General features: G+C 72.7%; 22 protein-coding genes. 14 read left to right on the top strand and 8 right to left on the bottom strand.

The features are described from left to right. Nucleotides 1-35 precede the first annotated feature (35 nt). On the bottom strand, nt 36-1490 hold the full coding sequence (locus tag HD595_RS31855) for a glycosyltransferase 87 family protein (protein WP_253775473.1): 1455 nt from the start codon (nt 1488-1490) through the stop codon (nt 36-38). 137 nt (nt 1491-1627) lie between these two features. Between HD595_RS31855 and HD595_RS31850 the strand changes: the two genes are divergently transcribed. Together HD595_RS31850 and HD595_RS31845 are read left to right on the top strand one after the other, a co-directional pair. Continuing rightward, nucleotides 1628-2599, top strand: a complete 972-nt coding sequence (locus HD595_RS31850; protein WP_301310951.1) for an NAD-dependent epimerase/dehydratase family protein — start codon at nt 1628-1630, stop codon at nt 2597-2599. Between the two features lie 70 nt (nt 2600-2669). Continuing rightward, on the top strand, nt 2670-3332 hold the full coding sequence (locus HD595_RS31845; protein ID WP_420540727.1) for a glycosyltransferase family 2 protein: 663 nt from the start codon (nt 2670-2672) through the stop codon (nt 3330-3332). A 149-nt stretch (nt 3333-3481) separates the two neighbouring features. Here the strand turns inward: HD595_RS31845 and HD595_RS31840 are convergent, their stop codons facing one another. Beyond that, nucleotides 3482-4888: a citrate synthase gene (locus HD595_RS31840; protein ID WP_253775469.1), complete on the bottom strand. Its 1407-nt coding sequence runs from the start codon at nt 4886-4888 to the stop codon at nt 3482-3484. Nucleotides 4889-4976: 88 nt separating this feature from the next. Here HD595_RS31840 and HD595_RS31835 point away from each other — a divergent pair, with 88 nt between their 5' ends. Beyond that, complete coding sequence (locus tag HD595_RS31835; RefSeq protein ID WP_253775466.1) at nt 4977-6206, top strand: LeuA family protein; 1230 nt, start codon at nt 4977-4979, stop codon at nt 6204-6206. Nucleotides 6207-6344: 138 nt separating this feature from the next. On the opposite strand, the gene HD595_RS31830 is transcribed toward HD595_RS31835, so the two are convergent. Next, a complete protein-coding gene (locus HD595_RS31830; RefSeq protein WP_253775464.1) occupies nt 6345-7616 on the bottom strand; it encodes an RNA-guided endonuclease InsQ/TnpB family protein in 1272 nt (423 codons plus the stop codon). Nucleotides 7617-8189: 573 nt separating this feature from the next. On the opposite strand from HD595_RS31830, the gene HD595_RS31825 reads away from it, so the two are divergent. From HD595_RS31825 to HD595_RS31800, 6 genes are all read left to right on the top strand, one after another. After that, the gene (locus HD595_RS31825; RefSeq protein ID WP_253775462.1) at nt 8190-9191 is read left to right on the top strand and encodes an SIS domain-containing protein; all 1002 of its coding nucleotides are present in this window, start codon (nt 8190-8192) and stop codon (nt 9189-9191) included. A gap of 86 nt (nt 9192-9277) precedes the next feature. Further along, the gene (locus HD595_RS31820; RefSeq protein WP_253775460.1) at nt 9278-9916 is read left to right on the top strand and encodes an HAD family hydrolase; all 639 of its coding nucleotides are present in this window, start codon (nt 9278-9280) and stop codon (nt 9914-9916) included. Between the two features lie 359 nt (nt 9917-10275). Beyond that, entirely contained in the window at nt 10276-11154 is an 879-nt protein-coding gene (locus tag HD595_RS31815; protein ID WP_253775459.1) for an ABC transporter ATP-binding protein, read from the top strand. A gap of 71 nt (nt 11155-11225) precedes the next feature. Next, complete coding sequence (locus HD595_RS31810; protein ID WP_253775458.1) at nt 11226-11915, top strand: ABC transporter permease; 690 nt, start codon at nt 11226-11228, stop codon at nt 11913-11915. Beyond that, on the top strand, nt 11912-13087 hold the full coding sequence (locus HD595_RS31805) for a histidine kinase (protein WP_253775456.1): 1176 nt from the start codon (nt 11912-11914) through the stop codon (nt 13085-13087). Before HD595_RS31810 ends, HD595_RS31805 begins: the two co-directional genes overlap by 4 nt. A 263-nt stretch (nt 13088-13350) precedes the next feature. After that, on the top strand, nt 13351-13965 hold the full coding sequence (locus HD595_RS31800; protein WP_253775454.1) for a response regulator transcription factor: 615 nt from the start codon (nt 13351-13353) through the stop codon (nt 13963-13965). Between the two features lie 501 nt (nt 13966-14466). On the opposite strand, the gene HD595_RS31795 is transcribed toward HD595_RS31800, so the two are convergent. After that, nucleotides 14467-15549, bottom strand: coding sequence for a LacI family DNA-binding transcriptional regulator (locus HD595_RS31795; protein WP_253775452.1), 1083 nt, complete (start codon nt 15547-15549; stop codon nt 14467-14469). A gap of 178 nt (nt 15550-15727) precedes the next feature. On the opposite strand from HD595_RS31795, the gene HD595_RS31790 reads away from it, so the two are divergent. The 5 genes from HD595_RS31790 to HD595_RS31770 all read left to right on the top strand — a co-directional run bounded on the left by HD595_RS31790 (nt 15728) and on the right by HD595_RS31770 (nt 21896). Further along, entirely contained in the window at nt 15728-16597 is an 870-nt protein-coding gene (locus HD595_RS31790) for a PfkB family carbohydrate kinase (RefSeq protein WP_253775450.1), read from the top strand. After that, nucleotides 16594-17910 carry an ABC transporter substrate-binding protein gene (locus HD595_RS31785; RefSeq protein WP_253775448.1) on the top strand — a complete coding sequence of 439 codons (1317 nt, stop codon included), beginning with the start codon at nt 16594-16596 and terminating at the stop codon, nt 17908-17910. Before HD595_RS31790 ends, HD595_RS31785 begins: the two co-directional genes overlap by 4 nt. A 4-nt stretch (nt 17911-17914) precedes the next feature. Then, complete coding sequence (locus HD595_RS31780; RefSeq protein ID WP_253775446.1) at nt 17915-18802, top strand: carbohydrate ABC transporter permease; 888 nt, start codon at nt 17915-17917, stop codon at nt 18800-18802. Further along, the gene (locus HD595_RS31775) at nt 18799-19686 is read left to right on the top strand and encodes a carbohydrate ABC transporter permease (protein WP_253775444.1); all 888 of its coding nucleotides are present in this window, start codon (nt 18799-18801) and stop codon (nt 19684-19686) included. Before HD595_RS31780 ends, HD595_RS31775 begins: the two co-directional genes overlap by 4 nt. A 161-nt stretch (nt 19687-19847) precedes the next feature. Then, a complete protein-coding gene (locus HD595_RS31770; protein ID WP_253775443.1) occupies nt 19848-21896 on the top strand; it encodes a beta-galactosidase in 2049 nt (682 codons plus the stop codon). A 9-nt stretch (nt 21897-21905) separates the two neighbouring features. Here HD595_RS31770 and phnE read toward each other — a convergent pair whose 3' ends face one another. Genes phnE through HD595_RS31750 form a run of 4 tightly spaced genes read right to left on the bottom strand, consistent with a single transcriptional unit; the run spans nt 21906 to nt 25645 of the window. After that, nucleotides 21906-22721 (bottom strand): phosphonate ABC transporter, permease protein PhnE, encoded by an 816-nt coding sequence (phnE, locus tag HD595_RS31765; protein ID WP_253775440.1) that lies wholly within the window; start codon nt 22719-22721, stop codon nt 21906-21908. A gap of 2 nt (nt 22722-22723) precedes the next feature. After that, entirely contained in the window at nt 22724-23557 is an 834-nt protein-coding gene (locus HD595_RS31760) for a phosphonate ABC transporter ATP-binding protein (protein WP_253775438.1), read from the bottom strand. Nucleotides 23558-23559: 2 nt separating this feature from the next. Further along, nucleotides 23560-24471, bottom strand: coding sequence for a phosphate/phosphite/phosphonate ABC transporter substrate-binding protein (locus tag HD595_RS31755; protein WP_253775436.1), 912 nt, complete (start codon nt 24469-24471; stop codon nt 23560-23562). 40 nt (nt 24472-24511) lie between these two features. Further along, the gene (locus tag HD595_RS31750; protein WP_253775434.1) at nt 24512-25645 is read right to left on the bottom strand and encodes a TIGR03364 family FAD-dependent oxidoreductase; all 1134 of its coding nucleotides are present in this window, start codon (nt 25643-25645) and stop codon (nt 24512-24514) included. Nucleotides 25646-25677 lie beyond the last annotated feature (32 nt).

Here is a 25677-nt window from a genome sequence, read left to right as displayed (position 1 = left end):
CGACAAGGGCGACGAAGGGGAGCGCGTAGGCGAGGTCATGGGCGCGCTCCCGCTCCCGCTTCGGGGGCCGGGGGCCTGGGCTTGCGGACCGGGAGCTTGCTCTCGCGGGCCGGGGACCTGCCCTCGTGAGCCGGGGACCTGCTCTCATGAGCGGGCGGTGCGCTCTCGTGATGCGACAGCCTGTTCCCGTAGGCCGGGGGCCCGCTCCCGTGAGCCGGCGGAACCCATCGGCGTACGGCCCAGCCGACCAGCACGGCCAGTGCCGCCGCGGTGTAGAAGGCGGTCGCCGGGCTCGTGGCCGCCATCGGTCCCGCGACGTAGGCGACCCCGCCCGCCAGCGCCACGCCCAGCCACTCCCACCGGCCGGCCATCGCGGCCAGCGCGACGACCGGCAGCGCGTACCAGGAATAGCCCGGTGTGAGGAGCAGCAGCAGCGATCCGGTCACGATCAGCGCGCCATGCCAGGGCCGTTCAGGATCGCCGTGGCGCAGGACGAAGAAGGCGATCAGCGCGAGCAGCGCGATCGCGGCGTAGGGCGCCCAGGCGTCCGGCAGCACCAGCCGCACGAGGGCGTAGCGGTGACCGTCGGCGGGGCTCCCGTAGCGCTCCTCCTGGAGGTAGCCCGGCAGGTAGCCCACGACGGGCGCCCGGGAGGCCAGCACGTAGGGCAGGTAGGCGAGTGCCACGACCAGGGCGGCCGGGACGAGAGTCCGGACGGCACGTCGCCGGTCCGCCCCCTTCGCCAGGATTCCCGACAGCGCGCCGGGCAGCGCCGCGGCGGGCAGCAGCTTGGCCGCCACGGCGGCGCCGAGCAGCGCGCCGCGGGCGCGTGGGGCGCGCATGGCGAACACGACCAGCAGCACGGCGAGCATGTCCACGTGCGCGTTGTTCACGGCCTCGACGGGGACGGCGGGGCACCACGCCCAGCAGGCGGCCGTCCGGACGTTCCATCCGCACAGGGCGAGCAGCACGACGACGGCCGTCACCCAGCCGCCGAGCTGCAGGACCTTGTGCCGGGCGCCGTCCGGCGAGAGCCAGTGGACCAGCAGGAAGTAGCCCTGGGCGACCGGCGGGTAGATGGTGGGCACGGTGGGACGGTTGATCCTGGTGCATCCGCCGTCGGGGAGCGGCCACAGGTCGCGGGCGTCGCACCGGGACGGGAAGAGCCAGCGGTCGCGCAGCCCGGCGAGTGCCGGGTCGGCCGGTGGGTGGTCGTACGGGGAGACGCCCGCGGCCTGGACCCGGCCGTCCCAGACGTACCGGAAGGAGTCGGTGCTGCTGCTCGGCGGCGCCGACAGCCCGGCCGTCGCCATCACGACGCCCCCGGCGACGACCAGGACGGCCAGCCGTCCGTCCGGCTCCCGGCGCGCCAGCCACACCGCGACGGCGAACAGCGCCCAGGCGAGCAGGTACCAGCCCAGACCCGGCGCCCCGGACACCGTCCGCACCACGGCGAGGGCCAGGCCCACGAGCACGACGATGAGCTTCACGCCGGCAGCCTCACATCTCGGAGGCCGTTCGTGACCCCCGGAGCGTGAGACGTTCGCACTTCACAAGAACTCTTACGAAGTGCGAACGTCGCCCCGGTCCGGCCGCGGGCGGGGCTAGCGTCGGCCAGGTGAGAGTGATGGTGACCGGCTCGGCCGGATTCATCGGCGGTCACGTGGCCGAGGCGTTCGAGGCCGACGGGCACGAGGTCGCCGGCCTCGATCTGCGCACCGGCGCCGACGTGCGCGACGGCGCGACGCTGGACCGGCTGCTGCCGGGGATGGACCTCGTGGTGCACCAGGCCGCCAAGGTGGGTCTCGGCGTGGACGTCTCCGACCTGCCGGACTACGCCTCGGCCAACGTGTACGGCACGGCCGTGCTGCTGGCGGCCATGGCCCGCCATCGGGTCGACCGGCTGGTGCTGGCCTCCTCGATGGTGGTCTACGGCGAGGGCTCCTACGAGTGCCCCGGCCACGGCCCGGTGCGCCCGGGCCCGCGCGCGGCACGGGACCTGGAGGAGGGCCGGTTCGACCCCGTCTGTCCCGGCTGCGGCCTGCCGGTCCGCCGCGTCACCATCGCCGAGGACGCGCCGCTCGATCCACGCAACGCCTACGCCACGAGCAAGCTCGCCCAGGAGCACCTGGCCGCCAACTGGGCGCGGGAGACGGGCGGAAGCGTCGTCGCGCTCCGGTACCACAACGTCTACGGCCCGCGCATGCCGCGCGACACCCCCTACGCCGGCGTCGCCGCGATCTTCCGCTCCGAGCTGGAGGCGGGGCGCCCGCCGAAGGTCTTCGAGGACGGGGCCCAGACGCGCGACTTCGTCCATGTGCGCGACGTCGCCCGGGCCAACCTGGCCGCCGCCCTGGCACCCGCACGCCCCGGCGAGGCGCGCGCCTACAACATCGCCAGCGGCACCCCGCACACCGTCGGCGAGATGGCCGCCGCGCTGGCCGCCGAGCGGGGCGGCCCGGCTCCGCGGATCACCGGTGACTACCGGCTCGGGGACGTCCGCCACATCGTCGCCTCACCCGAGCGGGCGGGCCGTGAGCTCGGATTTCACGCCGAGATCGGGTTCGAGGCGGGCATGAAGGAGTTCGCGTGGTCGTGAAGGAGTCCGGGTGGTCGTGAAGGAGTCCGGGTGGTCATGAAGGAGTCCGGGTGGTCATGAAGGAGCTCGCGTGGACGTGACCGTCGAGGTGATCCTGCCCTGTCTGAACGAGGAGGCCGCGCTCGGCTGGGTGCTCGGGCGCATGCCCGACGGCTACCGCGCCGTGGTGGTCGACAACGGCTCCACCGACCGTTCGGCCGAGGTCGCCCGTGATCTCGGCGCCCGCGTGGTCGGCGAGCCGCGCCGCGGCTTCGGCGCCGCCTGCCACGCGGGGCTGCTGGCCGCGAGCGCGGAGGTGGTCTGCTTCATGGACGCCGACGCCTCGCTCGACCCCCGCCAGCTCCCGAGAGTCGCCGAACCCGTCATGGAGGGCGCCGCCGACCTGGTCCTGGGCGCCCGCCGGCCGCGCGCCGCGGGCGTCTGGCCGTGGCATGCCCGGCTCGGCAACGCCGTCATCGCCCGCGGCCTGCGCCGCCGCACCGGGGCGCCGCTGCACGACCTCGGCCCCATGCGGGCCGTCCGGCGGTCGGAGCTGCTGGCGCTCGGGCTGAACGACCGCAGGTTCGGCTACCCGCTCGAGATGGTGCTGCGCGCGGCGGCCGCCGGCTGGCGGATCGCGGAGGTGGAGGTGGACTACCTGCGCAGAGCGGGCCGTTCCAAGGTCACCGGCACCGTCCTGGGCACGCTGCGAGCCGCCTCGGACATGCGGCGGGTCATGGCGGGCCACATGTAGGTGACGTGCCGCCCTCGTCCTGGCGCATCGGCGGCCAGCTCGCTCTCCCGGGCGCTGGGGTGAAGCGCCGGGGGTCGGCGGGGCGCCCACGAGGGCGCGACGGATGCAGGTGGCACCGCCGGGTCGGGCGGCGGGGTCGGGCGGCGGGGTCAGGTGGCCGACGGGGTGTCCGTGGCGCGTTCGGGGGACGGGCCCGTGTAGGAGGCGCGGAGTCGTAGGAGCGAGCCGCGTTCGTACTCCTCCATGGCGTGGGCCAGCCATCCTGCCGTCCTCGCCACCGCGAAGATCGCCTCTCCGGCGCCCGGCACCATCCCGGCGACGGCGGTGAGGGCGGCCAGGGCGAAGTCGACGTTCCGCTCGGGCAGCCGGCGTCTGCGAACCTCGTCGAGGACGGCCTGTGCGGCGGCGAGCCGCTCGTGGCCGGGCGCCGCCTCCCGTACGAGCGAGAGGAGCAGCTCGCCGCGGGCGTCGCCGTTCTTGTAGACGCTGTGGCCGAAGCCGGGGATGCGCTCGCCGCGCCGCACCCGGTCGGCGATCACGCGTGCCGCGCGCCCGGGCTCGGTCACCTCGGCGAGCAGGCGTTCCGCGCCGTACGACGCGCCGCCGTGCAGTGGGCCGCCGAGGACGCCGAGGCCGGTGAGCACCACCGCGTACGGATCGGCGCGGGCCGAGGCGGCCACCCGGGCGGCCAGGGTGGAGGCGGCCAGCTCATGGTCGGCGAGCAGGACGAGGGCGGCCTCCAGCGCGGCGAGCAGGCCGGGCGTGGCAGGCCGCGGACACAACCGCGTCCAGAGCCGCTCAGCCACCGACCCGACATCCGCCGGGATTCGGCTTCCCGAGGCCCCGCCACCCGACGTTCCGTCGCCTGAGTCGTCCGAGGTTGTCTCCCCCGAGGTCCCGCCGCCCGAAGCCCCGTCACCCAAGACTCCGTCGTCCGAGAGGCCGTCGCCTGAGGTCTCGCCTCCGGGGATTCCGTCGGCTGAAGGGCTGGGCTCGGAGATGTCCGCCTGGGGCAGGGCGGTCACGAGGCCGGCGATGAGGCGGCGGCCGGTGGCGGCCACCGAGGCCGGGTCGAGTTGGTGGCGCAGCGAGTCGCCCGCCCCCAGCACCGTCGTGATGACCTGGAGCCGGTCCAGGGGCAGCAGGTCGGCGGGGAGCCCCTGTTGCGCCTTCACCGCGGCCCGCAACGCCTCCTCCTCGCACGCCCACCACCCGGCCCCCTCCGGCGCACCGGCCGGAGCGGCGGGAGCGCCGGTCCAGAGCCACTCGGCGACCGCCTCGAACCCGGACGTCCTGGCCAGGGTGAGCGCGTCGCGCCCGCGGTAGTACGGCCGGTCGAGCCCCAGCGCCGTGACCGCCGACTCCACCACGAGCTCCGGCGGCTGTCCCCGGGGCCGGCCGCGGCGCGCCAGCCGTTCGATCTCGGCGGCGTCGAACAGGCTCCTGCGGTCGTCGCCGTGCCGCCGCGTGAGCAGCCCGCGGCTCACGTACGCGTAGAGCGTCGCCGGTTTGACCCCGAGCCGCTCGGCCGCCGTGGCGGCGTCGATCCACTCCACGTCCCCGCTCCCAACCACATAAGCACTCAGTTAGTGTTGATGAAAATCAATATTGATACACATTGAAAACGCGTGTCAACGTGAGGACATGCCTCAGATTCACTTCCTCGACGTGACCAACCGGGACGGCGTGCAGACCGCGCGCACCGGCCTGTCCAAGTTCGGCAAGACCATGGTCAACTTCTACTTGGCCAAGCTCGGCGTGGCGCAGTCCGAGATCGGCTTCCCGTTCCTGTTCCACGAGGTCCCGTACGTCCGGGCGCAGGTGGCGCTGGCCGAGGCCGGGGCGTTCGGCGGGCTGCGGCTGTCCGGCTGGTGCCGGGGCGTCGCGGCGGACGTGGAGCGCGCGGCGCCCCTGGGCCTGCGGCACTACAACCTGTCCATCTCGACGTCCGACTACATGATCCAGAACAAGTTCCGCGGCCGGCTCGACCGCGACGCGATCGTGCGGGAGATGACCGCCGCCGTCCGCGCCGCCAAGGACGCGGGCGCCGAGACGGTCGGCGTCAACGCGGAGGACGGGTCGCGCACGGACACCGGGTTCCTGGTGGAGTTCGCGCTGGCCGCCAAGGAGGCGGGCGCCGACCGCGTACGGTACTGCGACACGATCGGCGGCGACACGCCCGGCCGCATCCGGGAGCGGTTCGCGGAGCTGGCCTCGGCCACCGGCATGCCGGTCGAGACGCACTGCCACAACGACCTCGGGATGGCCGTGGCCAACTCCGTCTCCGGAGCCCTCGGCGACCTGGAGGCCGGTCAGGACGCGTGGGTCAACACCTGCGTCAACGGCATCGGCGAGCGCTCCGGCAACGCCGACCTGCTGTCCACGATCCTCGCCTTCCGGCACGGGTTCGGCCTCGAGGCCAAGGACGCCGAGATCGGCGATCCGCTGGACCTGTCGTGGGCGCGCCGGTTCGGGCTGTGGGCGTCGTACGCGTTCGGGCAGCCGCTGCCGTACAACCAGGTGGGTGTGGGACGCAACGCCTTCGCCCACGAGAGCGGCATCCACGCCGACGGCGCGCTGAAGGACCACGGCAACTACGAGCTGTACGACGAGACGACGCTCGGCCCGTTCCCGGCGGACTGGCACGACCGCGCCGGCCGGGTCGTGCTGACCGGCGAGTACGGCGGCAAGGCGGGGTTCCGTCACGTCATGGAGGGCCTGGGCGCCGAGGTGCGGGACGAGGACCTGGCGTTCCGGGTGGTGCAGCTCTGCAACGCGATGACCGGCCGCCCGCTGACCGACGACGAGCTGCGGCTGATCGCGGCTCATCCGCGCGAGCTGTCACTGCTGTTCCCCGGCTACGAGACCTGTTGACCGGTCCTCCAGGGGCCGATCAAGGCCTCGGGTAGCACAGAACCGTTCAGTAAGCTCAGCAGACCGCCAAGAACCGGCGCCGCCGCCGTGACGTAGAAGTCTTGAAGTGCTCTCCCGACTGGAGCAGGAGATTCCCACCTACCTTGCGGCGGTGGGCTTGACGCGACGAGCGCGCCTGACGACTGCCCTCCCGGCAGCCGGAACGAGCGCGAGGCCCATCCGGTACAGATGCAAGATGTTACGTGCCGCGTTCTGGTCGGCATTGCCGGACCAACCGCAGCTTTCGTTCTCGCATACGAACATGGCCTGGGACTTCCGGCTGCCCTGGGTGATGAGTCCGCACGCCGAGCAGCGTTGGGAAGTACCGGGAGCTGGAACCTTGTGCAAGGTGCCACCGTTGCGAGCGGTCTTGTACGTCAGCATCGTCACAGTACGGCCCCATGCCTCCTGACTGATGCAACGGTTCAAGCCGGATTTCTGCGAGACGTTCTTTCCGGGCTGGTCGACGGTGCCACGGGCGCTCTTGGTCATGTTCGCGACGTCCAGTTGCTCCACCACGATCACGCCATAGGTTCTGGCCAGGCGGGTGGTCGTCTGGTGCTGCCAGTCGATCGCCCTGTGCTTGGCTCTCGCACGAAGGGCAGCGATCTGGTCATAGGTCCGCTTGAGCCGGTTCGATGTGCGATGGCCGGGTATGCGGCTGCTCCTGCGGTGGGCGGCCCGCCGCTCCAACCGGAGCAGCTTGGCTTTCTCTGCGGTACTCAGCCACTTGTCCCGGTCAGCTGAGCCGTCCGGAAGGTGGGCCGGTCGGCCGTGATGCTGGTGGCGACCATCGGATAAGGCGAGTGGGATGCGCACCCCTGCATCGATGCCGACCTCGGGGCCGATGTGCGGTTCGGGCGCGGGCTCGACGGTCTGGACGCGCAAGGCGATGTGCCAGCCGAGCGCATCTTTGACCAACCTGGCCCCAGTGATCCGGTTATCAGCGTCCGCCTTCTTTCCCACTGGTAAATCCCTGGTCCAACGAAAGCGCACACGGCCAACTTTGGGGATGTTCACCATGCCCCAGCGTCGGTGCACCCGCTCGATCTGAAGGTCGCGGCCCTGGGGGATGTCCACGCTCATCACCGTGCGGCCGCGGGCTTTGTAGTTCGGCTCGCCAGCCCGACCTTCCCAGCAGTTCTTCCACGCCCGGAAATAGGTCTTGAGTACCGCTTGGGCGGCCTGAGCGGGCAGGACGGCAAGCCAGTCGATATCTCTACGAGCCTGGCGTATCGCGGCGTCGGCTGCCGCGAGAGACCGCTTGTCCTGCGGAAGCATCAGCCACCAGTCATGCAGGAGGTTCCACATGGTGCGGGCCGCGTGAGCCTGATCGTCGAGGATCCGGCTCTGCACAGGAGTCAGCGCCAAACGGGTACGGCACCCAGAGTGTCGCTTCTCCATGACACGCCCCGAAGTCATGTGACTACTCTATGGCTCGGCTTTACATCCCCCACCCAGAACCGTCAATTCCCCGTTAGAAACACCGTCACGCCGCCCCACTTTGACCGACAAGACAGTTTCGCCACCGGGCATCGACGCGAGAGCGGAGCGCGAACTTCGCAGCGTACCCTGGAGAGCGCCACCGAGCCTCGCACATGGCGCTTCGAGAATAAGAAGCGCTCCGCCCCAGGAAAGGCCAGTTCCCTCAGCGACAGACCTCCACCTTCTCCGACCAGAAGGCAACTCCCGACCCCTACTCGATCGCGGTGCCGCAGCTCGCGACGGCGACCCGGGAGACGCGGCGGCGGCCGAGCGTTCCGGCTTGGGACATGAGGGGCCTTGTCTCATTATCTGAATGAGCGTCTCACCATTTGATACGTTGACGCTACCAGCACGCCTTCTCCCCGATCCGGCTCTTGACGGGCTCTCACTTCGAGTGAGAACGTTACCAACGCATCGTTGAGAACGTTCTCAATTCATTGAGAAGCGAACGGAGAGATCGTGACCGACCAGCTGCCGCTCAAGCCCATCGAGTCCGACCTGACGGAGAAGGCGCGCAACACCATCGCCCAGCGCCCCCAGCTGGAGGAGCTCGTCGCGGAGGCCGTCTCGAAGGGCCTGCGCAACGTGTTCTTCGTGGGCGCGGGCGGCTCGCTCATCGCCGCCTACCCCGGCCACTACCTGCTGGAGCGCGAGGACACCGTCCCCGTCTACAAGCTGCAGAGCGACGAGCTGAACACCGGCCGCACCAAGCGGCTCGGCGAGGGCTCCCTGGTGTTCCTGGCCTCCTACACGGGCAAGACCAAGGAGACCGTGGCCGCCGCCCAGTACGCCCGCAGCACCGGCGCCACCGTCGCCATCGTGAGCAAGGACGGCGGCCCGCTGGCCGAGGCGGCCAACGTCGCCTTCACCGGCCAGAGCGACCTGTTCCTGCAGCTCGCCGCGTACGCCGTCATGCGGCAGACCGGCGTCGAGCGTGACTGGGCGCTGCTCGACCAGGCTCTGGAGGCGCTGCCCGAGGCCCTGCTGTCGGCCGCCCAGGAGCACGAGGAGCGGGCCCGGATCGTCGCCGAGACGCTCAAGGACGAGCCCATCACCTACGTCCTCGGCTCCGGCCCCAGCTTCAACTGGGCGTACGGGCTGGCCATGTGCTTCCTGCAGGAGATGCAGTGGAAGCACGCGGCGGGCTTCAACTCGGGCGAGTTCTTCCAGGGCGCGTTCGAGGTCGTCAACGACGACGTGGCCGTCATCAACCTGCTCGGCGAGGACCCGTCGCGGCCCATGGCCGAGCGGGCCAAGCGGTTCCTCGACACGTACGCCAGCAAGAAGACCTTCCACATCGACACGAAGAACCTGACCCTGCCGGGCATCCCGGCGGAGCTGCGCGGCGAGTTCTCGCCGCTGGCGATCGCCGTGCTGATGGACCGGGTCGCCCGTCACTACGAGGCCGTGCGCGGCCACGACCTGGACAAGCGCAACTACATGTTCAAGGTCGACTACTGATCCCGTACGCGGGCCGGTACGGTCCCCCCGCCGGAGCTCCGGCGGGGGGACCGCCATGACAGGGCACTGCCGTGAGAGGAGGAGGTTTGCCCGTCGAGCTGGTGATCCTGGACTGCGACGGCGTGCTGGTGGACAGCGAGCGCATCTCGGTCCGCGTCGGCACGGCGGCGCTGCGCCGCCTGGGGTGGGAGATCGACGAGCGCGAGTACGCCGCCCGGTTCGTGGGGTGCAGTGACGAGCACTGGTGGCGCGAGGTGGGCAGGAACGTCCCGCCGGGCTGGCGGGAACGGCTGGCCGAGGAGCACGACGCGGCCATGGAGGCCGAGCTGACGCCGGTGCCGGGCATGCCCGAGGCGCTGGAGGGCCTGACCGTGCCCGCGTGCGTCGCCTCGAACGGCGGCCACGCCAAGATCGCGCGCAGCCTGCGGCTGACCGGCCTGGCCACGCGCTTCGCCGGCCTCGTCTTCAGCGCCGAGGACGTCGCCCGGGGCAAGCCGGCCCCGGACCTGTTCCTGCACGCCGCCGCCACCATGGGGACCCCGCCGGAGCGGTGCGTGGTGGTGGAGGACAGCCCCTTCGGGGTGCGGGCCGCGCGGGCGGCGGGCATGCGCTGCCTGGCGTTCACGGGAGGGCTCACGCCTCCGGAGCGCCTGTCCGGGCTGGGCGCCACGGGCCTGTTCGACGACCCCGCTGTCCTGCCGGGCCTCGTCGCCGCCCTCGACTGACACCCACCCCGCCGACTCACGAGACACCCCGGGGCCGCCCTCGCCTGACGTCCGCCCCGCCGACTCACGAGACACCCGGGGGCCGCCCTCGCCTGACGTCCGCCCCGCCGACTCACGAGACACCCCGGGGCCGCCCTCGCCTGACGTCCGCCCCGCCGACTCACGAGACACCCGGGGGCCGCCCTCGCCTGAGGTCCGGGGCGGCCCCCGGGATTCGCCGTGTCCCAGGCCGCGGCATCGCCAGGCTCCTGACCTGCGGCGATCCTCCGCGTCAGGGGGACGTCCGTGACGGTCGTCATGGGTCAGGTCACGACCGGGGACACTTATCCGGGGAAGATCGCGGACCTACCGTCGAAGACATGACGAACACCGTGACCTTCACCGGAGTCAGCAAGAGCTACGGACGGGTGCGCGCCCTCGACGACGTCACCTTCCACGTGGCCCAGGGCGAGACCGTGGCGCTGCTGGGCCCCAACGGCGCGGGCAAGTCCACCTCCGTGGACCTCATGCTGGGGCTGGCCAAGCCCGACCGCGGCACGATCGGCGTCCTCGGCACCGAGCCGGGCCGGGCGGTGGCCCAGGGCCGGGTCGGCGCGATGCTCCAGTCGGGCGGGCTGCCCGCCGACACCTCCGTCGCCGACGTCGTCACGCTGGCCGTCCGGCTCCACGGCGGCAGGCGCGCGGTCGCCGAGGTGCTGGAGCTGGCCGGCCTCACCAGCCTCGCCCGGCGCGGGTGCGACGAGCTGTCCGGCGGCCAGGCCCAGCGGGTGCGCTTCGCGGTCGCCATGGCCGGACAGCCGGAGCTGCTCTTCCTCGACGAGCCGACGGTCGCCATGGACGTGGAGTCCCGGCGGGCGTTCTGGACCGCGGTCCGCGCGAGCGGGACGACCACGGTGTTCGCCACCCACTACCTGGAGGAGGCCGACGCCCACGCCGACCGGGTCATCGTGATGGCCGGCGGCAAGGTCGTCGCCAGCGGCACCCCCTCGACCATCAAGGCCATGGCGGGCGCCAGGACCATCCGGTGCGTGCTCGACTCCCCCGACCCGGCGCGGCTGCTCGCCCTGCCCGGCGTGCTGGAGGTCGAGGTCCACGGCGACGACGTCACCCTCCGGGCGGGCGACGCCGACCGCGCCGTCGCGGCGCTGTACTCCTCGATCGGCGGCGTGCGCGACCTGCACGTCACCGGCGCCGACCTGGAGGACGCCCTCATCAAGCTCACCTCGGCGCGGAACTGACGCCGCCGTCCCGCCCCTCTCCCCCAAGATCCCCTTACGTCCGGAAGGCAGAGTGCGTAATGTTCAGCTTCGTGCGGTTCGAGGTCTTCAGAGCTCTTCGCAATGTCAAGTACCTCCTCTTCCTCGTCGTCACGCCCGTCGGCCTGTACCTGATCTACGGCCGGACGTCCGACTCGGCGCTCGCCATGGTCGCCATGACCGTGTACGCCGCCGCGGCGGGCGGCCTGATCGGCTCCGGCGGCGGCGTCGCCGAGGACCGGATGCGGGGCTGGCTGCGCCAGCTCAAGGTCACCCCGCTGGCCGACCGCCACTGGCTGGCCGGGAAGATCGTCCAGGGTGTGCTGATGATCGTGCCCGGTGTCGCCGGCGTGACGGTCGCCGCGGTGACCGCGGGACACGTCCACCTGTCCGCCGGCCGGTGGGCGGCGCTGCTCGGCCTGCTGCTGCTCGGCTCGCTGCCGTTCGCGCTGCTCGGCCTGTCCCTGGGCCTGACGCTGAAGGGCAAGAGCGCCCAGATCGGCATCGTGGTGGTGTTCTTCGCGCTGGCCGCGCTGGGCGGCCTCATCGGGTCCGGCACCATGCCGTACGCGCTGGAGCAGATCCGGCACTACCTGCCGACCTACAACCTCGCCCAGGCCGGTTTCGCGATCGTCGGCGGGCACGGGCCGTCGGCGACGGGCCTGGCGGTGCTCGGCGCCTGGGCGCTCGTCGCCGGGGCCGCGGCCCTGGCCCTGTGGCGGCGCGAGTCCCACGCCCGATGAGCCTGCTGAGCCGATGGAGGGCCCGGCGAGCCTCGCTCGCCGGGCTCTACGACGTCCGGTCGCTGCTCATGCTGCTGGCGACCTGCCTGGCGGTGCTCTACCACGTCGCCCTGCGGCCGCCGCTGTGGAGCCAGGTCCTCGCCGTGCCGTGGGCGCTCGGCGTCGTCGCGCTCGGCGGCCTGGCCAGGGCCCGTCCCGAACGCCACTGGTACGTGGCGCTCGTCGCGGCCGCGCTGACGCTGGAGGCGTGGGCGGGCTGGCACTGGATGGTCCTCGCCACGTGGGCGACCCGGATCGCCGGCTGGCGGTTGCGCGGCAAGGAGGTGGCCGGCATCACGGCGGCGGCGTGCCTGCTGGCGCTGGCCCATCGCGCCGATCCGAGCGTGGTGGTCGTGCTGGGGGCGTTCGTGCTGCTGCCGGGCCTGTTCGCCGCCCAGGGCCGGCGGACCGCCGACCTGATCGAGGAGTTACGGGAGACGCGGCGCGAGCTGGCCCGGCTCGCCGTGGTCGAGGAACGCAACCGCATCGCCCGCGACCTGCACGACCTCGTCGGCCACAGCCTCTCGGTGGTGGCCGTGAAGACGGAGCTGACCCGCAGGCTCGTGGCCGTCGATCCCGGACGGGCGGAGACCGAACTGGCCGACATCGACGCCGTGGTCCGCCGGGCTCTGGCGGAGGTGCGGCAGGCCGTCACCAACTACAGGCAGCCGACCCTGGCCGCGGAGCTCTCGGGGGCGGTCTCGGCGACCCGCTCGGCGGACATCCCGTGCGAAGTGACGATGCCGGACACCTGGGACCTGCCGGTGCCGGTGGAGGGACTGCTGGCCTGGACCGTACGGGAGGGCGTCACGAACATCCTGCGCCACAGCAGGGCCCGGACCTGCTCCATCACGCTGACCCTGGACGAGCGTTCGGCGGGGGTCGAGATCCGCGACGACGGCGAGGGCCCGGCCCAGCCGGACGGGCCCGCCGCGTCCGATGGGCGGAGCGGATCGACCGGGCCGGGCGCGTCGGCCGGGCCGGGCGCGTCGGCCGGGCCGAGCCGGGCGGGCGGGGGCAACGGGCTGGTGGGGCTGTCGGAGCGCGCCGCCGCCCTGGGCGGCACGATCACCGCCGGTGAACGCCCCGAGGGCGGCGGCTTCCGTCTCCACGTCCGCATCCCCCTCACCTGACCAGCCACCCCTCCCCACCAGCCGCCCCTCCCCCGCACCTGCCAGCCCGACCCGCGACCCCGACCGTTCGACCCCCGACCTCACGCCCCCCGACCCCCGACCCCGACCCCCGACCCCGACCCCGACCCCCGACCCCGACCCCGGACCCCGACCCCCAACTCCCGACCCCCCGGCCCCGGCCCCGGCCCCCGACGCCCGACCGTCCGATCCCCGACCCCACGCCACCCCGACCCCGCGTTCCGCCGATCACGAGGGAGACCCGTATGACGACCATCCGCGTGCTTCTCGCGGAGGACCAGACCATGTTCCGCGGCGCCATGGCGACCCTGCTGGGGATGGAGCCCGACATCGAGGTGGTCGGCGACGTCGGGCGCGGTGACGAGGTCGTGGGCGCCTGCGAGGCGTTCCGCCCGGACCTCGCCCTGCTCGACATCGAGATGCCCGGCATCGACGGCCTGGAGGCGGCGCGCAGGCTGTCCGAGGCGGTGCCCGGGACCAAGGTGATCATCGTCACCACGTTCGGCCGCACCGGCTACCTGCACGCGGCCCTGGCCGCCGGGGCCTCGGGGTTCCTGCTCAAGGACGCGCCGGTCACGGAGCTGGCGGACGCCATCCGCAGGGTCGCGGCCGGGCAGCGGGTGATCGACCCTGCTCTGGCCGTGCAGGCGCTCAGCGAGGGCTCCTCCCCGCTCACGCCGCGCGAGACCGAGATCCTGGCCGCCTCGCGCGGGCACGGCACCATCGCCGAGCTGGCCCGCGAGCTCTACCTGTCGCCGGGCACCGTGCGCAACCACCTGTCGGCCGCGATCCAGAAGCTCGGCGCCCGCACCCGGGCCGAGGCCGTGGAGATCGCCGAGGCGAAGGGCTGGCTGGTGTGACCGGCCCGCCCTGGTCGCCGTACTCCGGCCACTCAGCGTGAGCGCGCCGCCGGGATACGACTCCCCGGCGCTCCCTGCGCGCCGACGCCCCTCCAGCCCCGGGGTCATCCGCGTGAGCGGACACCGGTGCACGCGTGTTCCCTGAACGGGCCACCGGGCCAGGGGCCTCCCGGTCGTCCAGCGCCTGCTCCAGGCCGGTGCGCGGGCGAGGAGGACGCCGCCGCCCGGTGCAGGCGGGGCGAGCGGGTCGATGACGTGACGCCGCGCGCCCGGCGCAGGAAGCCCGCCGAAGAGCCCCGGATGCGCCGACGACGAACCGGAGAACACGGACTCGGCGTCACCCGCATCCCGTTGACTCAGCGTAACCACAATGCCCCGGCACCGGCCAAGGGGACGCGCGTGACGGCGCCCCGCCAGGTGCGGGTTCAGCGGCCGTCTCCCTGGAGGCCCTCAGCCCCGTACGACGACTGGCGCCGACCGGGCGGAGCCGTAACGGAAAGATCACCGAGGAGCGGCGGACTCCCGCTCGATGAACCGCGTCGGCAGCCTCCGGTGGGTGAAGCGTTTGTCGCTGCCCTGGACGCGGTCGAGGAGCAGCCGCCCCGCCTCCGCCCCCAGCTCGTAGATCGGCTGCGCCACCACGCTCAGCGGCGGCGAGATCGCCTCGGCCCAGTCCGCGTCGTCGAAGGCCACCAGCGACACGTCCACCGGGCAGCGCAGCCCGAGCCCGCGCAGCGCCTGGAGCACGCCGAGCGCCAGGAGGCTGTCCAGGGCCAGGATCGCCGTCGGCGGGTCCGGCAGCGCGAGCAGGCGCCGGGTGGCGGCGGCCGCGTCCTCCCGGCGGAAGCCCTCCGCGCTGACCAGCTCCGGCCGGGGCTCGATCCCCGCCTCCACCAGCGCGTCGCGGTAGCCGGCGGCGCGCGCGCCGACCGTGGTGGCCCCCAGCCGCTCGACCCCCCGCAGGCCGGGACGGGACAGCTTGGGACGGAGCTTCTCATCGCCGCCGGTCAGTAAGGCGACCGACCGGTGCCCGAGTGCGAGCAGCCGCTCGGTGGCGTCCTTGGCGGCGACCCGGTTGTCGATGCCGACCGTGTCGGCGTCGAGCCCGGGCACCCGCCGGTCGAGCAGCACGATGGGGATGCCGGCGTCCACGACGGCCTGCAGCGCGTCGCGGTCGGCGACGTCCGTCGGGGCCACGACGAGGCCGTCGACGCGGCGCTCGGTGAGCACGCCCAGCGCCTTGCGTTCGAGCGTGAGGTCCTCGTCGGTGTTGACGAGCAGCACCTCCCAGCCGCGCTCGTGGGCGGCGTCGGCGATGCCGCGCAGGGCGCGTGAGAAGAACGGGTTCTCGATGTCGGGCACGAGCACGCCGAGCGTGTGCGTCAGCCCTGTGATCATGCTGCGGGCCAGGCTGTTGGGCCGGTAGCCGAGGCGTTCGGCGGCGGCCAGGACGGCCTCGCGGCTCTTCCTGCTCACCGAGCCGTAGCCGCCGAGGGCCCGGCCGGCCGTCGCCGTGGAGACGCCCGCCTCCTTGGCGACGATCTCGATCGACGGCATGGTCGTCCGCCGGACGCTGCCGCTCATGCGCACCCCCGGTGCTGCTTGGTCGTGTCCTGGACATCATCCCCCTTCGCCGGGAGAGCGAAAGGGGTGATCAACGGGCCACCGTAGCGGATTCGGCGGCAACTCTTGACATGGGTCCCACAGATTGAGAACGTTCTCACCCAAGTGAGTGAGAACCTTCCCAGTCACAGGAGCCCGTGTGAACCCACGCCTGGTTGCCGTCGGCGACAACGTCGTCGACTGCTATCCCGACCTCGGCGTCATGTATCCCGGCGGGAACGCCGTCAACGTCGCCGTCCATGCCCGCAGGCTCGGCGCCGCATCAGGCTACCTGGGCGCCGTGGGCACCGACGCGGCGGGCCGGGTGGTGCGCGCCGCGCTCGCCGGCGAGGGCGTGGACCTGTCGCTGCTGCGCGTCGTCGAGGGACGGAACGCCTCCGCGACCGTCCGCCTCGTCGCCGGGGAGCGCAAGTTCACCGGCGGCCAGGAGGGCGTGTCCCGCTTCCGCCTGACCGCCGCCGACCTCGAACGGCTGGCCGAGGCCGACGTGGTCCACACCGGCGAGTGCTCGTTAATGGAGGACCAGCTTCCCGAGCTGGCCACGGCCGCGCGCCTGCTGTCGTTCGACTTCTCCGAGCGCCCCTGGGAGTACGTCGAGGCACACGCCCGCCACGCCGGCATCGCGATCCTGTCCGCCCCGTCCGGCGCGCGCGAAGAGGCGCACGCGCTGGCCCGCCGGGTGCGGGATCTCGGTCCCTCGACCGTCGCGGTGACGCTCGGCTCCCAGGGGGCCGTGCTGATCAGCGGCGACGAGACGGTCTGGGCACCCGCGGAGCCGGTTACCGTGGTGGACACCCTGGGAGCGGGAGACGCGTTCATCGCCCGCCTGCTCGTCGGCGCCGTCCGCGGCGAGGACCTACCGGACCTCGCCGCCGCCGCCACGGCCTACGCGTCCGCGGCCTGCGCCTCCTACGGGGCCTTCGGGCACGAGGCCCCCCTCGACGCCACCCTCGCCACCCCCCGTGACGCCCCCGCGGCGGTCCTGCCCAACAGCAAGGAGTCAGCATGAACAAGCACCGCTGGAGCGCGCTCTCCCTGGCCACCCTCATCGTCGCCGCGGCAGGCTGCGGCGGTGGCGGGACGAGCGCGACGCCCGGCAAGGCCGACCTGGCCGCGCCCAAGGAGAAGTCCGGCACGCTGACGATGGTGACGAAGTTCGCCAACCCCGAGTACGCGCCGTACTTCGAGAAGGTGGTGGCCGAGTACGAGAAGGCCAACCCGAAGGTCGACGTCAAGCTGGAGCAGGTCGGCGACCAGGCGTACAAGGACAAGATCCGGGTGCTGAGCGCCTCGCGCGACCTGCCCGACATCTACTTCTCGTGGGCGGGCGACTTCACCAACAAGTTCGTGCGGGCGGGCCTGGCGGCCGACCTCACGAGCGAGATCGGCCCGAGCACGCCGTGGGGCTCGACGTTCGCGCCGGCCGCGCTCAAGGCGTTCGAGTACAGCGGCAAGAACTACGGCATGCCGCTCGACCTCGACGGCAAGTACCTCGCCTACAACAAGGCCGTCTTCGACAAGGCGGGCGTCACGGTGCCGACCTCGTTCGAGGACCTGCTGACGTCCTGCGACAAGCTGAAGGCGGCGGGCGTGCAGCCGATCGCGTTCGGCAACCAGTACGGCTGGGCCGCCATCCACTACATCACCCAGCTCAACGCCTACGACGTGCCGGCCAAGACGCTGACCGCCGACTACAACCCGGCGAGCGGCGCGTTCACCGACCCCGGCTACGTCACGGCGCTCAAGCAGTTCTCCGACCTGGTGGGCCGCTGCGGCACCAAGGACGCCAACGGCCTGTCGCACGAGACCGCGCAGGCGCAGTTCCTGTCCGGCAAGGCCGGCATGCACTACCTGGAGTCGGTCGAGTTCGAGGCGGTCGACAAGGCCAAGCCGCCGCTCGACTGGGGCTTCTTCCGCCTGCCCGCGCCGGCCGGCGCCGCCGGCGACGCCTCGGCGCTCACGGGCGCGCCGGACGGGTTCCTGGTCAACGCCCAGAGCAAGAACGCCGGGCTGGCGGTGGACTTCCTGAAGTTCATGACCAGCCAGCAGAACGCGGCGGCGCTGACCAAGGAGCTCGGCTGGCTCAGCCCGGTCAAGGGCTCGGCGAGCACGGCCAACGCCAACAAGCAGCTCACGGACGCCCTGGCCGACATGGACAAGGCCGGAAATTTCGCGATCTGGCTGGACACGATCACCCACGCCGAGGTCGCCAGCGCGTACCTGTCCGGTGTCGAGGGCATGCTGTCCGGCTCCAAGAGCCCCGAGCAGGTCATGACCGGCGTCCGCGAGGCGGCCGCGAAGGCGAAGAAGGAAGTGGGTTGATGCCATGGGCGCCTTGCTGACCCGTTGGCGCGCCTGGGTCTGGGTGCTGCCCGCCGTCGCCCTGCTGCTGGTGTTCGTCTACTACCCGATCGTGGACAACCTGCGGCTGAGCTTCTTCTCCTGGAACGCCTTCTCCCCCGAGCCCCGGTTCGTGGGCGTGGACAACTACACCGAGATGTTCACCGACCCGGTGTTCTGGCGGGCGCTGCTCAACAACATCGCCTACGCCGTCGTCTCCCTGGTCTTCCAGGCCGGCCTGTCGCTGGTCCTGGCGGCGCTGCTGGAGGAGCTCGTCGGCAAGCGGCTGCGCGGCCTGCTCCGCACGCTGTACTTCATCCCGGCCGCCATGTCGATCACCGTCGCCGGCGTCCTGTTCTCCTTCCTCTACAACCCCAGGTACGGGCTGGTGAACGAGGCGCTGCAGGCCGTCGGCCTCGGCCACCTCGCCCGCGCCTGGCTCGGCGAGGAGTCGTCGGCCATCTGGAGCGTCATCGCGATGAGCCAGTGGCAGTCGATCGGCTACACGGCCGTGCTGTTCGTGGTGGCCATGCAGCGCATCCCCCGCGAGTACTACGAGGCGGCGAAGGTGGACGGCAGCGGCGCGGTGCGCACGTTCTTCTCCATCACGCTGCCGATGGTGCGCGAGATGACCACGCTGATCGTCATCCTGACGATCTCGGGGGCGTTCCTCGTCTTCAACGAGGTCATGGTGATGACGGCCGGCGGCCCGGACAACTCCAGCCAGGTCCTCGGCACCTGGCTGTACCGCAAGGCCTTCTTCGAGGACGACATGGGGTACGCCGCGTCCGTGGCCACGGTGATCTTCGTCATCACCTTCGCCATCGCGGCCGGGCAACTGGCCCTCTCCCGACGCCGGAGGTATGACACGTGATCGCGCTGGACTCCGGCCTCGACCGCCGGACCACCGCCAAGCACCGGCCCCGCGCCACCATGAGCTTCCGCTCGGTGGTGGGCCGGGTGCTCGGCTGGACCCTGCTCGGCGCCTTCGCCGTGGCCGTGCTGTACCCGGTGCTGTGGATGGTGCTCAGCGGGTTCAAGGACAACCAGGAGGTCTTCAACCAGCCGTGGGGGCTGCCGGGCGAGCTGCGCTGGGAGAACTACGCGCGCGCCTGGGACCTCGGCGTGGTCCGCTACTTCACCAACAGCGTCATCGTGACCTCGGCCTCGATCGTGGCCACCACGCTGATCAGCGCGTGGGCGGCGTACGGGCTGTGCCGGCTGAAGCTGCCGTTCGGCAACGGGGTGGCGCTGCTGGTGCTGGGCGGGCTGCTGCTGTCGCCGACGGTGGCGCTCATCCCGCTGTTCCGGCTGCTGACCGCGATCGGGCTGTTCGACACGTACTGGGCGCTGATCGTGCTCTACACGGCGTTCCGCATCCCGTTCACGATCTTCCTGATCCGGGCGTACATGATCGAGCTGCCGCGCTCCGTGGACGAGGCGGCCACCATCGACGGGGCGACGCGGGCGCAGATCTTCTGGCGGGTGATCCTGCCGATGTCGCGGCCGATCCTGGTGTCGGCGGCGCTGCTGCAGGCGCTGTTCGCGTGGAACGAGTTCGCGTTCGCGCTGGTGTTCGTCAGCGACGAGTCGCTGAAGACGCTGCCGGTGGGCCTGGTGTCGATGCAGAGCCGGCTGCTGACGGACTGGCCGGTGGTGCTGGCGGGCCTGACCATCGCGGCCCTGCCGACGATCCTGCTGTTCCTCATCGGGCAGCGGCAGTTCCTGCGCGGGCTGACGGAGGGCGTCGGCAAGTAGCGGGCCCCTTTCCACGCGGCCCCGAGCGGGGCCTCGGCGCGGGCGGCGCTCCCACGAGGAGCGACCGCCCGCGACGCGTTCCCGGGGCCGTCCCTTTCCGCTAGCCTATGTTTACGTAAACATGTTCACGTGAACATTGGCTCCCCCTGTGAGGAGTGGCAGTGACAGCTCATCGGCAGCCTCGCTGGCTTCGCTGGCCCACGGACCCGAGCCGCGGGCGGCTGGCCTTCGGCGCGGACTACAACCCGGAGCAGTGGGGCCGGGAGGTGTGGGAGGAGGACGTCCGGGCGATGCGCGCCGCCGGGGTGAACATCGTCTCGCTGGCGATCTTCTCCTGGGCGCGCCTGCAGCCGCGGGAGGACGCGTGGACCTTCGGCTGGCTGGACGAGGTCATGGACCTCCTGCACGCCAACGGCGTCGCCGTGGACCTGGCGACCGCGACGGCGTCCCCGCCGCCGTGGCTCACCGCCCGGCACCCGGAGATCCTGCCCGTCGACCACGACGGCCGCACCCTGTGGCCCGGCGCCCGCCAGCACTGGCGGCCCACCTCGCCGGTCTTCCGCGAGCACGCCCTGCGGCTGGTGCGGGCCATGGCCGAGCGGTACGGGAGCCACCCGGCCCTGGCCGCCTGGCACGTGAACAACGAGCTGGGCTGCCACAACGTCTACGACTACTCCGACGACGCCGCCGCCGCGTTCCGGGTCTGGCTGCGCGAGCGGTACGGCACGGTCGAGGAGCTGAACCGGGCGTGGGCGACCGCGTTCTGGTCGCAGGCGTACGGCGCGTGGGAGGAGGTGCTGCCGCCGCGCCTGGCCGCCTCCTACCCCAACCCGACCCAGCAGCTCGACTTCAAACGCTTCTCCTCCGACGCGCTGCGCGACCACCTGCGGGCCGAACGGGACCTGCTGGCCGAGCTCACCCCCGGCATCCCGGTCACCAGCAACTTCATGGTCATGGGCGAGACCAAGGGCATGGACTACGCCGCCTGGGCGCGCGAGGTGGACTTCGTCTCCAACGACCACTACCTGCTGACCGGCCCGCAGGCGCAGGACGAGCTGTCGTTCTCGGCCAACCTGACCGGCATGCTGGCCGGGGGCCGGCCCTGGTTCCTCATGGAGCACTCGACCAGCGCAGTGAACTGGCAGCCGGTCAACAAGGCCAAGCGGCCCGGCGGCCTGGCCCGCGACTCGCTCACCCACGTGGCGTACGGGGCGGACGCCGTGTGCTTCTTCCAGTGGCGGCAGTCGGCGGGAGGGGCCGAGAAGTACCACTCGGCGATGATCCCGCACGCCGGCACCGACAGCGAGGTCTTCCGCTCGGTCGCCGACCTCGGCGCGACCCTGGAGGCGCTCGCCCCGGTCGCCGGGACGCGCCGGCGCCCCGCCGCCGCGGCGATCGTGTTCGACTGGGACTCCTGGTGGGCGAGCGAGCTGGACTCCCACCCCTCGTCCCGGCTGCGCTACCGGCAGGAGGCGCTCGACTGGTACTCGGCGTTCGCCGCGGCCGGGGTGCGCGTGGACGTGATCGGCTCGGCCGGCCCGTTCACCGGCTACGACCTGCTGGTGGCGCCGATCCTGCACGTCGTGCCGCGGGAGCTGGCCGGCCGGCTGGAGGCGTACGTGGCGGGCGGCGGCCATCTCGTCACCACCTACTTCTCCGGGATCGTGGACGAGGACGACCACGTGTGGCTGGGCGGCTACCCCGGCGCGCTGCGCGACCTGCTGGGCATCCGGATCGAGGAGTTCGGCCCGCTGCTCGACGACGAGCGGGTGGACCTCGACCTCGGCGTCTCCGGCACGCTGTGGAGCGACCGGATCGACGTCACCGACTCCGGGGTCAAGGTCGTGGCCGCCTACACCTCCGGCGACCACGCGGGCCGGCCGGCGGTCACGACCCGTCCCGTGGGCACCGGGTCGGCCTCGTACGTCTCGACCCGGCTCGGGCCCGAGGGCCTGGCCCCGGTGCTGGCGCACCTGCTCGCGACCAGCGGGGTGCGCTCCGAGCTGCCGGCCGCCGTGGCCGGAGCGGTGGAGCTGGCGGTGCGCACCGACGGCGAGGCCGACTACTGGTTCCTCGTCAACCGCACCGACCGCGCCGTCGCGGTGGACGGCGTCGCGGGCGAGGTGCTCCGGGGGCCGTGCCTGGCGGCCGACCTCACCCTGGGGCCGCGCGAGGTGTGCGTGCTGCGCCGCCCGCACGGAGGCGCCTGACCAGCCGGGTCAGGCGCCGATCCGGCGGCGCACGAACGCCGAGAGCTGGTCGACCGCGACGACGAGCGCCATCACCACCATGAGGTGGGTGACCATCTCGTCGAACCGGAAGAGCTTGATCGACTGGTTGACGAGGAAGCCGATGCCGCCCGCGCCGACGAGTCCGAGCACCAGGGACGAGCGCACGTTGACGTCGAACCGGTAGAGCAGCAGGCCCACGAACTGCGGCACCACCGCCGGGAGCACGGCGTGCAGGGCGACCTGGAGCCCGGAGGCGCCGTTGGTGCGCAGGGCGTCGCGCGGACCGAGGTCGATCTCCTCCATCGCCTCCGCCCACAGCTTGCCCATCACCCCCGTGTTGTGGAAGATCAGCGCGAGCACGCCGGCGAACGGGCCCAGCCCCACGGCGGTGACGAACACCAGCGCGAAGACGACGTCGGGCACCGCCCGCAGGAACGACAGGATCGACCGTCCGGCCTGGTAGGCCCACCGGTCCGGCGTCGTCGTCCGCGCCGCGAGCAGCGCGAGCCCGAGCGCGAAGGGCACGGACAGCGTGGTGCCGAGCAGCCCGATGGCGAGCGTGACGAGGGCGGCGCGGATGCCGGGAGAGAGCACCCGCGACCACGACAGGTCCGGCGGGAGGGCCTGGCCGAGGAAGTCGGCCATTCCGCGCCAGCCCTCCACGAGCGCCGCCGGGGAGAACTCCGTGCCCTGCCAGGCCAGCACGTGCGCGGCCACCAGGACCGTGACGACGACGCCGGTCGCCGCTGACGGCCGGGGTCGCCGTGGCGGGGCGAGGGGGCGGCTCGGGGTGCGGACGTCCATGCTCAGCGGTGCTCCTGCTCGGCGGGTCGGCGGTCGGCGGCGTAGAGGGCCGCCAGGTCCGCTTCGGTGAGGGCCCCGGCGGGGGCGTCGACGGCGACCCGCCCGTCCAGCAGGCCGACGACGCGGTCGGCGTGCCGGCGGGCGAGGGAAGGCTGGTGGAGCACGGCGGCGACGGCGAGCCTCTGCTCACGGGCGAGTTCGGCCAGCAGGCCGACCACCTGGTCGGCGGCCACCGGGTCGAGGGCGGACACCGGCTCGTCCGCGAGGACGATGCTCGCCCGCTGGCACAGGGCGCGGGCGATCGCGACCCGTTGCTGCTGCCCGCCGGACAGGCGCCCGGCGGGTTCGGCCGCGCGGGCGGCCAGGCCGACCCGGTCCAGACAGGCCATGGCCTCCTCCCGCAGCTCGCGGGGGAACAGCAGCGGCGTGAGCGAGTGGCGCAACGGCAGCCGGCCGAGCGCCCCGGCGCAGACGTTGTCGAGCACGCTGCGGCGGCGCACGAGGTGGACCTGCTGGAAGACCATGGCGGTCCGCCGGCGCAGCCGTGCCGACTCGGCGTCCCGCGCCGCGCCGGCCTCGCGGCCGTGGATGTGGATCATGCCGCCGTCGGGCGTCTCCAGCCCGACGACGCAGCGCAGCGCGGTGGACTTGCCGCAGCCGTTGGCGCCGAGCAGCGCCAGGAACTCCCCGGACCGGAGCCGCAGGTCCAGCCCGTCCAGCACCGTCCGGCCGGCGAACGACTTGCGCAGCCCCCGGACCGCGAGCGCGACGCCCGCCCCGTCCATGGAGGGGGCGGCGGGCGGTTCCACGTGCCGGACCTCCCCGGTGGGCGTCATCGTCAGACGTCCTTCTCGGTCAGGCCGAGCGCGGTGGCGAGGTCGAACAGCGGCTTGTAGGTCTCCGTGGTCACGGCGACCAGCGGACCGGGCGGATCGACGTCGAGGAAGGCGCCGACCTTGGCGACGTCGGCGGCGTCCAGGTCGAGCAGCGCCTTGGTGACCGCTTCGCGGAAGCGCGGGTCGAGCTTGCCGTGCACGGTGATCGGGTCGTTCGGGACCGGCTCGGATCTCCAGATCTGGCGGTACTTGGAGGCGTCGAAGGTGCCGGCGGCCCGCGCGGTCGCGAGCTGCTGGCTGTTGATCTCGGCGGCGTCGGCCTTGCCGTTGACCAGGGCGAGCAGCGCCTCGGGATGCCCGCCCGCGTAGTCGATCCGCACGCTGGACTCGGCGAGGCCCGCGGTCTTGAGCGCGTAGCGGGGCAGGGCGTCGCCGGAGGCCGAGCCGGGGCTGGACAGCGCGAGGGACTTCCCGGCGAGGTCCTTGACCGAGGTGATCGGCGACGTCGCCGGCACCCAGATGCCGCCGGTGTAGCTGGTCAGGGCGCCCTTCGCGTCGGCGAACGAGGCGACGGCCCGCGCGTCGGCCATCCGGCTGGCGAACACGTAGCCGAGCGGCCCGAACTGGGCCAGTTCGAGCTGGCCGTTGCGCATCGCGAGCACCTCGGCCGCGTAGTCGTCCACGATCTTCAGCTCCACCGGGCAGTCGAGCTTGCGCTGCAACGCGGCGGCGAGGACGTCGTAGGCGGGCTTGAGCTTGGCCGGGTCCTCGTACGGCTCGATGCCGAAACGGACCCTGCCGCCGGGACAGGTCGCACCGGCCGCGCCGGACGCTCCGGCGCCGCCGCAGCCGGACAGGAGCACGAGCAGGGCCGAGGCCGCCGCCACGGCGGCCGGAAGACGTCGTGTACGCATGGGGTTCTCTCTTCCTGAGGGTCGTGGTCGCGGGCCGGGGTCAGGCCAGCAGGTCGTCGAGGACCTCGGGGGCCAGGCCGAGCGCGGTGGTCATCCCGATGCCGGAGGTGACGGAGACCACCCGGACGCCGGACATGGGCGTGGCGACCAGGAACGGCCGCCCGGCCGAGGCGTACACGCCGCGCCAGCGCTCGCGCACGGTCAGGCGGTCGACGCCGAGCAGGCGTCCGGTCTCGGCGAGGACGTGCCGGTCGAGCTCGTCGGCGTTGAACGGGTCGAGGGTGGCGGCGTAGGCGTGGGTGTCGCCGATGACCAGATCGCCGTCCGGGCGCTGGGTGAACATCAGGTTCAGCCCGGCGGCGAGCAGGGCCGGGTGGTCCGCCTCCAGCCGCGCGCGCAGCGCCGGCAGGGTGGGGCAGGCGGCGAAGCCGTCGTAGCGCAGGAGCGAGAAGCCGGTGAGCACCGCGGGGTCCACCGCGCGGCCGTGCGGGTCGCCGACGCGCAGCATGTGCAGGGCGCAGCGGCGCACCGCGGCCTGTTCCGCCAGCTCCGGGAAGTGGCGGTCCACGTCGTGTCCCACGGCCATCACCACCCGCCCGGCCCGGATCGGTCCCCGGCTGGTGCGCACCAGCTCCGGCTCGACGGTGTGCGCCATGGTGCCCCAGTGGAACCGGACGCCCCGGGTCGCCAGCCAGCCGGCGATCGCGTGGGCGGCCTCGCGAGGGTCGACGCGCACGTCCATCGGCAGCCAGGCGCCGCCGGTCACGCCCGGCCCGGTGGGCACTCTGGCGGCCACCTCGGCCGGGTCCAGCAGCACCACCTGGTCGCCGCGGGCGGCGTGGAACTCCTCCAGCACCGCGTACTCGTCCTCGGCCCGCGCGACGACGACGGTGCCACCGTCGCGCAGCCAGAACCCGGCCTCCTTGGCCAGGCGCAGCCAGGCGGTCCGGGCGGCCGTGGCGTAGCGGAGGGCGTCGCCGTCCTGGACCGTGAAGCAGCCGTGCCCGAAGTTGCGCACCGAGGCGCCGGTGGCCCGTTCGTCGCGTTCGACGACGGCGACGGACAAGCCGCGGCGCACCGCGTCCACGGCGTGGGCGAGACCCACGATGCCCGCGCCGACGATGACGAGGTCGGCGGAGTCGAGTGTCTGGGTCCGCGGCGGATGACTTGTCATGACAAGTAAGGTGCTCAGCGCCGCCGCCCGCC

Origin of the sequence: Nonomuraea roseoviolacea subsp. carminata, assembly GCF_024172185.1 — a bacterium.
Lineage (GTDB): Bacteria > Actinomycetota > Actinomycetes > Streptosporangiales > Streptosporangiaceae > Nonomuraea > Nonomuraea roseoviolacea.
The sequence above is the reverse complement of the archived record's forward strand: the minus strand, read 5'-3'. Positions and strand labels throughout refer to the sequence as shown.

Excerpts from the sequence above, each read along its gene's own strand:
- HD595_RS31850 (WP_301310951.1), top strand. The coding sequence starts at position 1,628 with ATGGTGACCGGCTCGGCCGGATTCATCGGCGGTCACGTGGCCGAGGCG.
- HD595_RS31835 (WP_253775466.1), top strand. The coding sequence starts at position 4,977 with ATGCCTCAGATTCACTTCCTCGACGTGACCAACCGGGACGGCGTGCAG.
- HD595_RS31815 (WP_253775459.1), top strand. The coding sequence starts at position 10,276 with ATGACGAACACCGTGACCTTCACCGGAGTCAGCAAGAGCTACGGACGG.
- HD595_RS31805 (WP_253775456.1), top strand. The coding sequence starts at position 11,912 with ATGAGCCTGCTGAGCCGATGGAGGGCCCGGCGAGCCTCGCTCGCCGGG.
- HD595_RS31800 (WP_253775454.1), top strand. The coding sequence starts at position 13,351 with ATGACGACCATCCGCGTGCTTCTCGCGGAGGACCAGACCATGTTCCGC.
- HD595_RS31795 (WP_253775452.1), bottom strand. The coding sequence starts at position 15,549 with ATGAGCGGCAGCGTCCGGCGGACGACCATGCCGTCGATCGAGATCGTC.
- HD595_RS31785 (WP_253775448.1), top strand. The coding sequence starts at position 16,594 with ATGAACAAGCACCGCTGGAGCGCGCTCTCCCTGGCCACCCTCATCGTC.
- HD595_RS31780 (WP_253775446.1), top strand. The coding sequence starts at position 17,915 with ATGGGCGCCTTGCTGACCCGTTGGCGCGCCTGGGTCTGGGTGCTGCCC.
- phnE (WP_253775440.1), bottom strand. The coding sequence starts at position 22,721 with ATGGACGTCCGCACCCCGAGCCGCCCCCTCGCCCCGCCACGGCGACCC.
- HD595_RS31760 (WP_253775438.1), bottom strand. The coding sequence starts at position 23,557 with ATGACGCCCACCGGGGAGGTCCGGCACGTGGAACCGCCCGCCGCCCCC.
- HD595_RS31755 (WP_253775436.1), bottom strand. The coding sequence starts at position 24,471 with ATGCGTACACGACGTCTTCCGGCCGCCGTGGCGGCGGCCTCGGCCCTG.
- HD595_RS31750 (WP_253775434.1), bottom strand. The coding sequence starts at position 25,645 with ATGACAAGTCATCCGCCGCGGACCCAGACACTCGACTCCGCCGACCTC.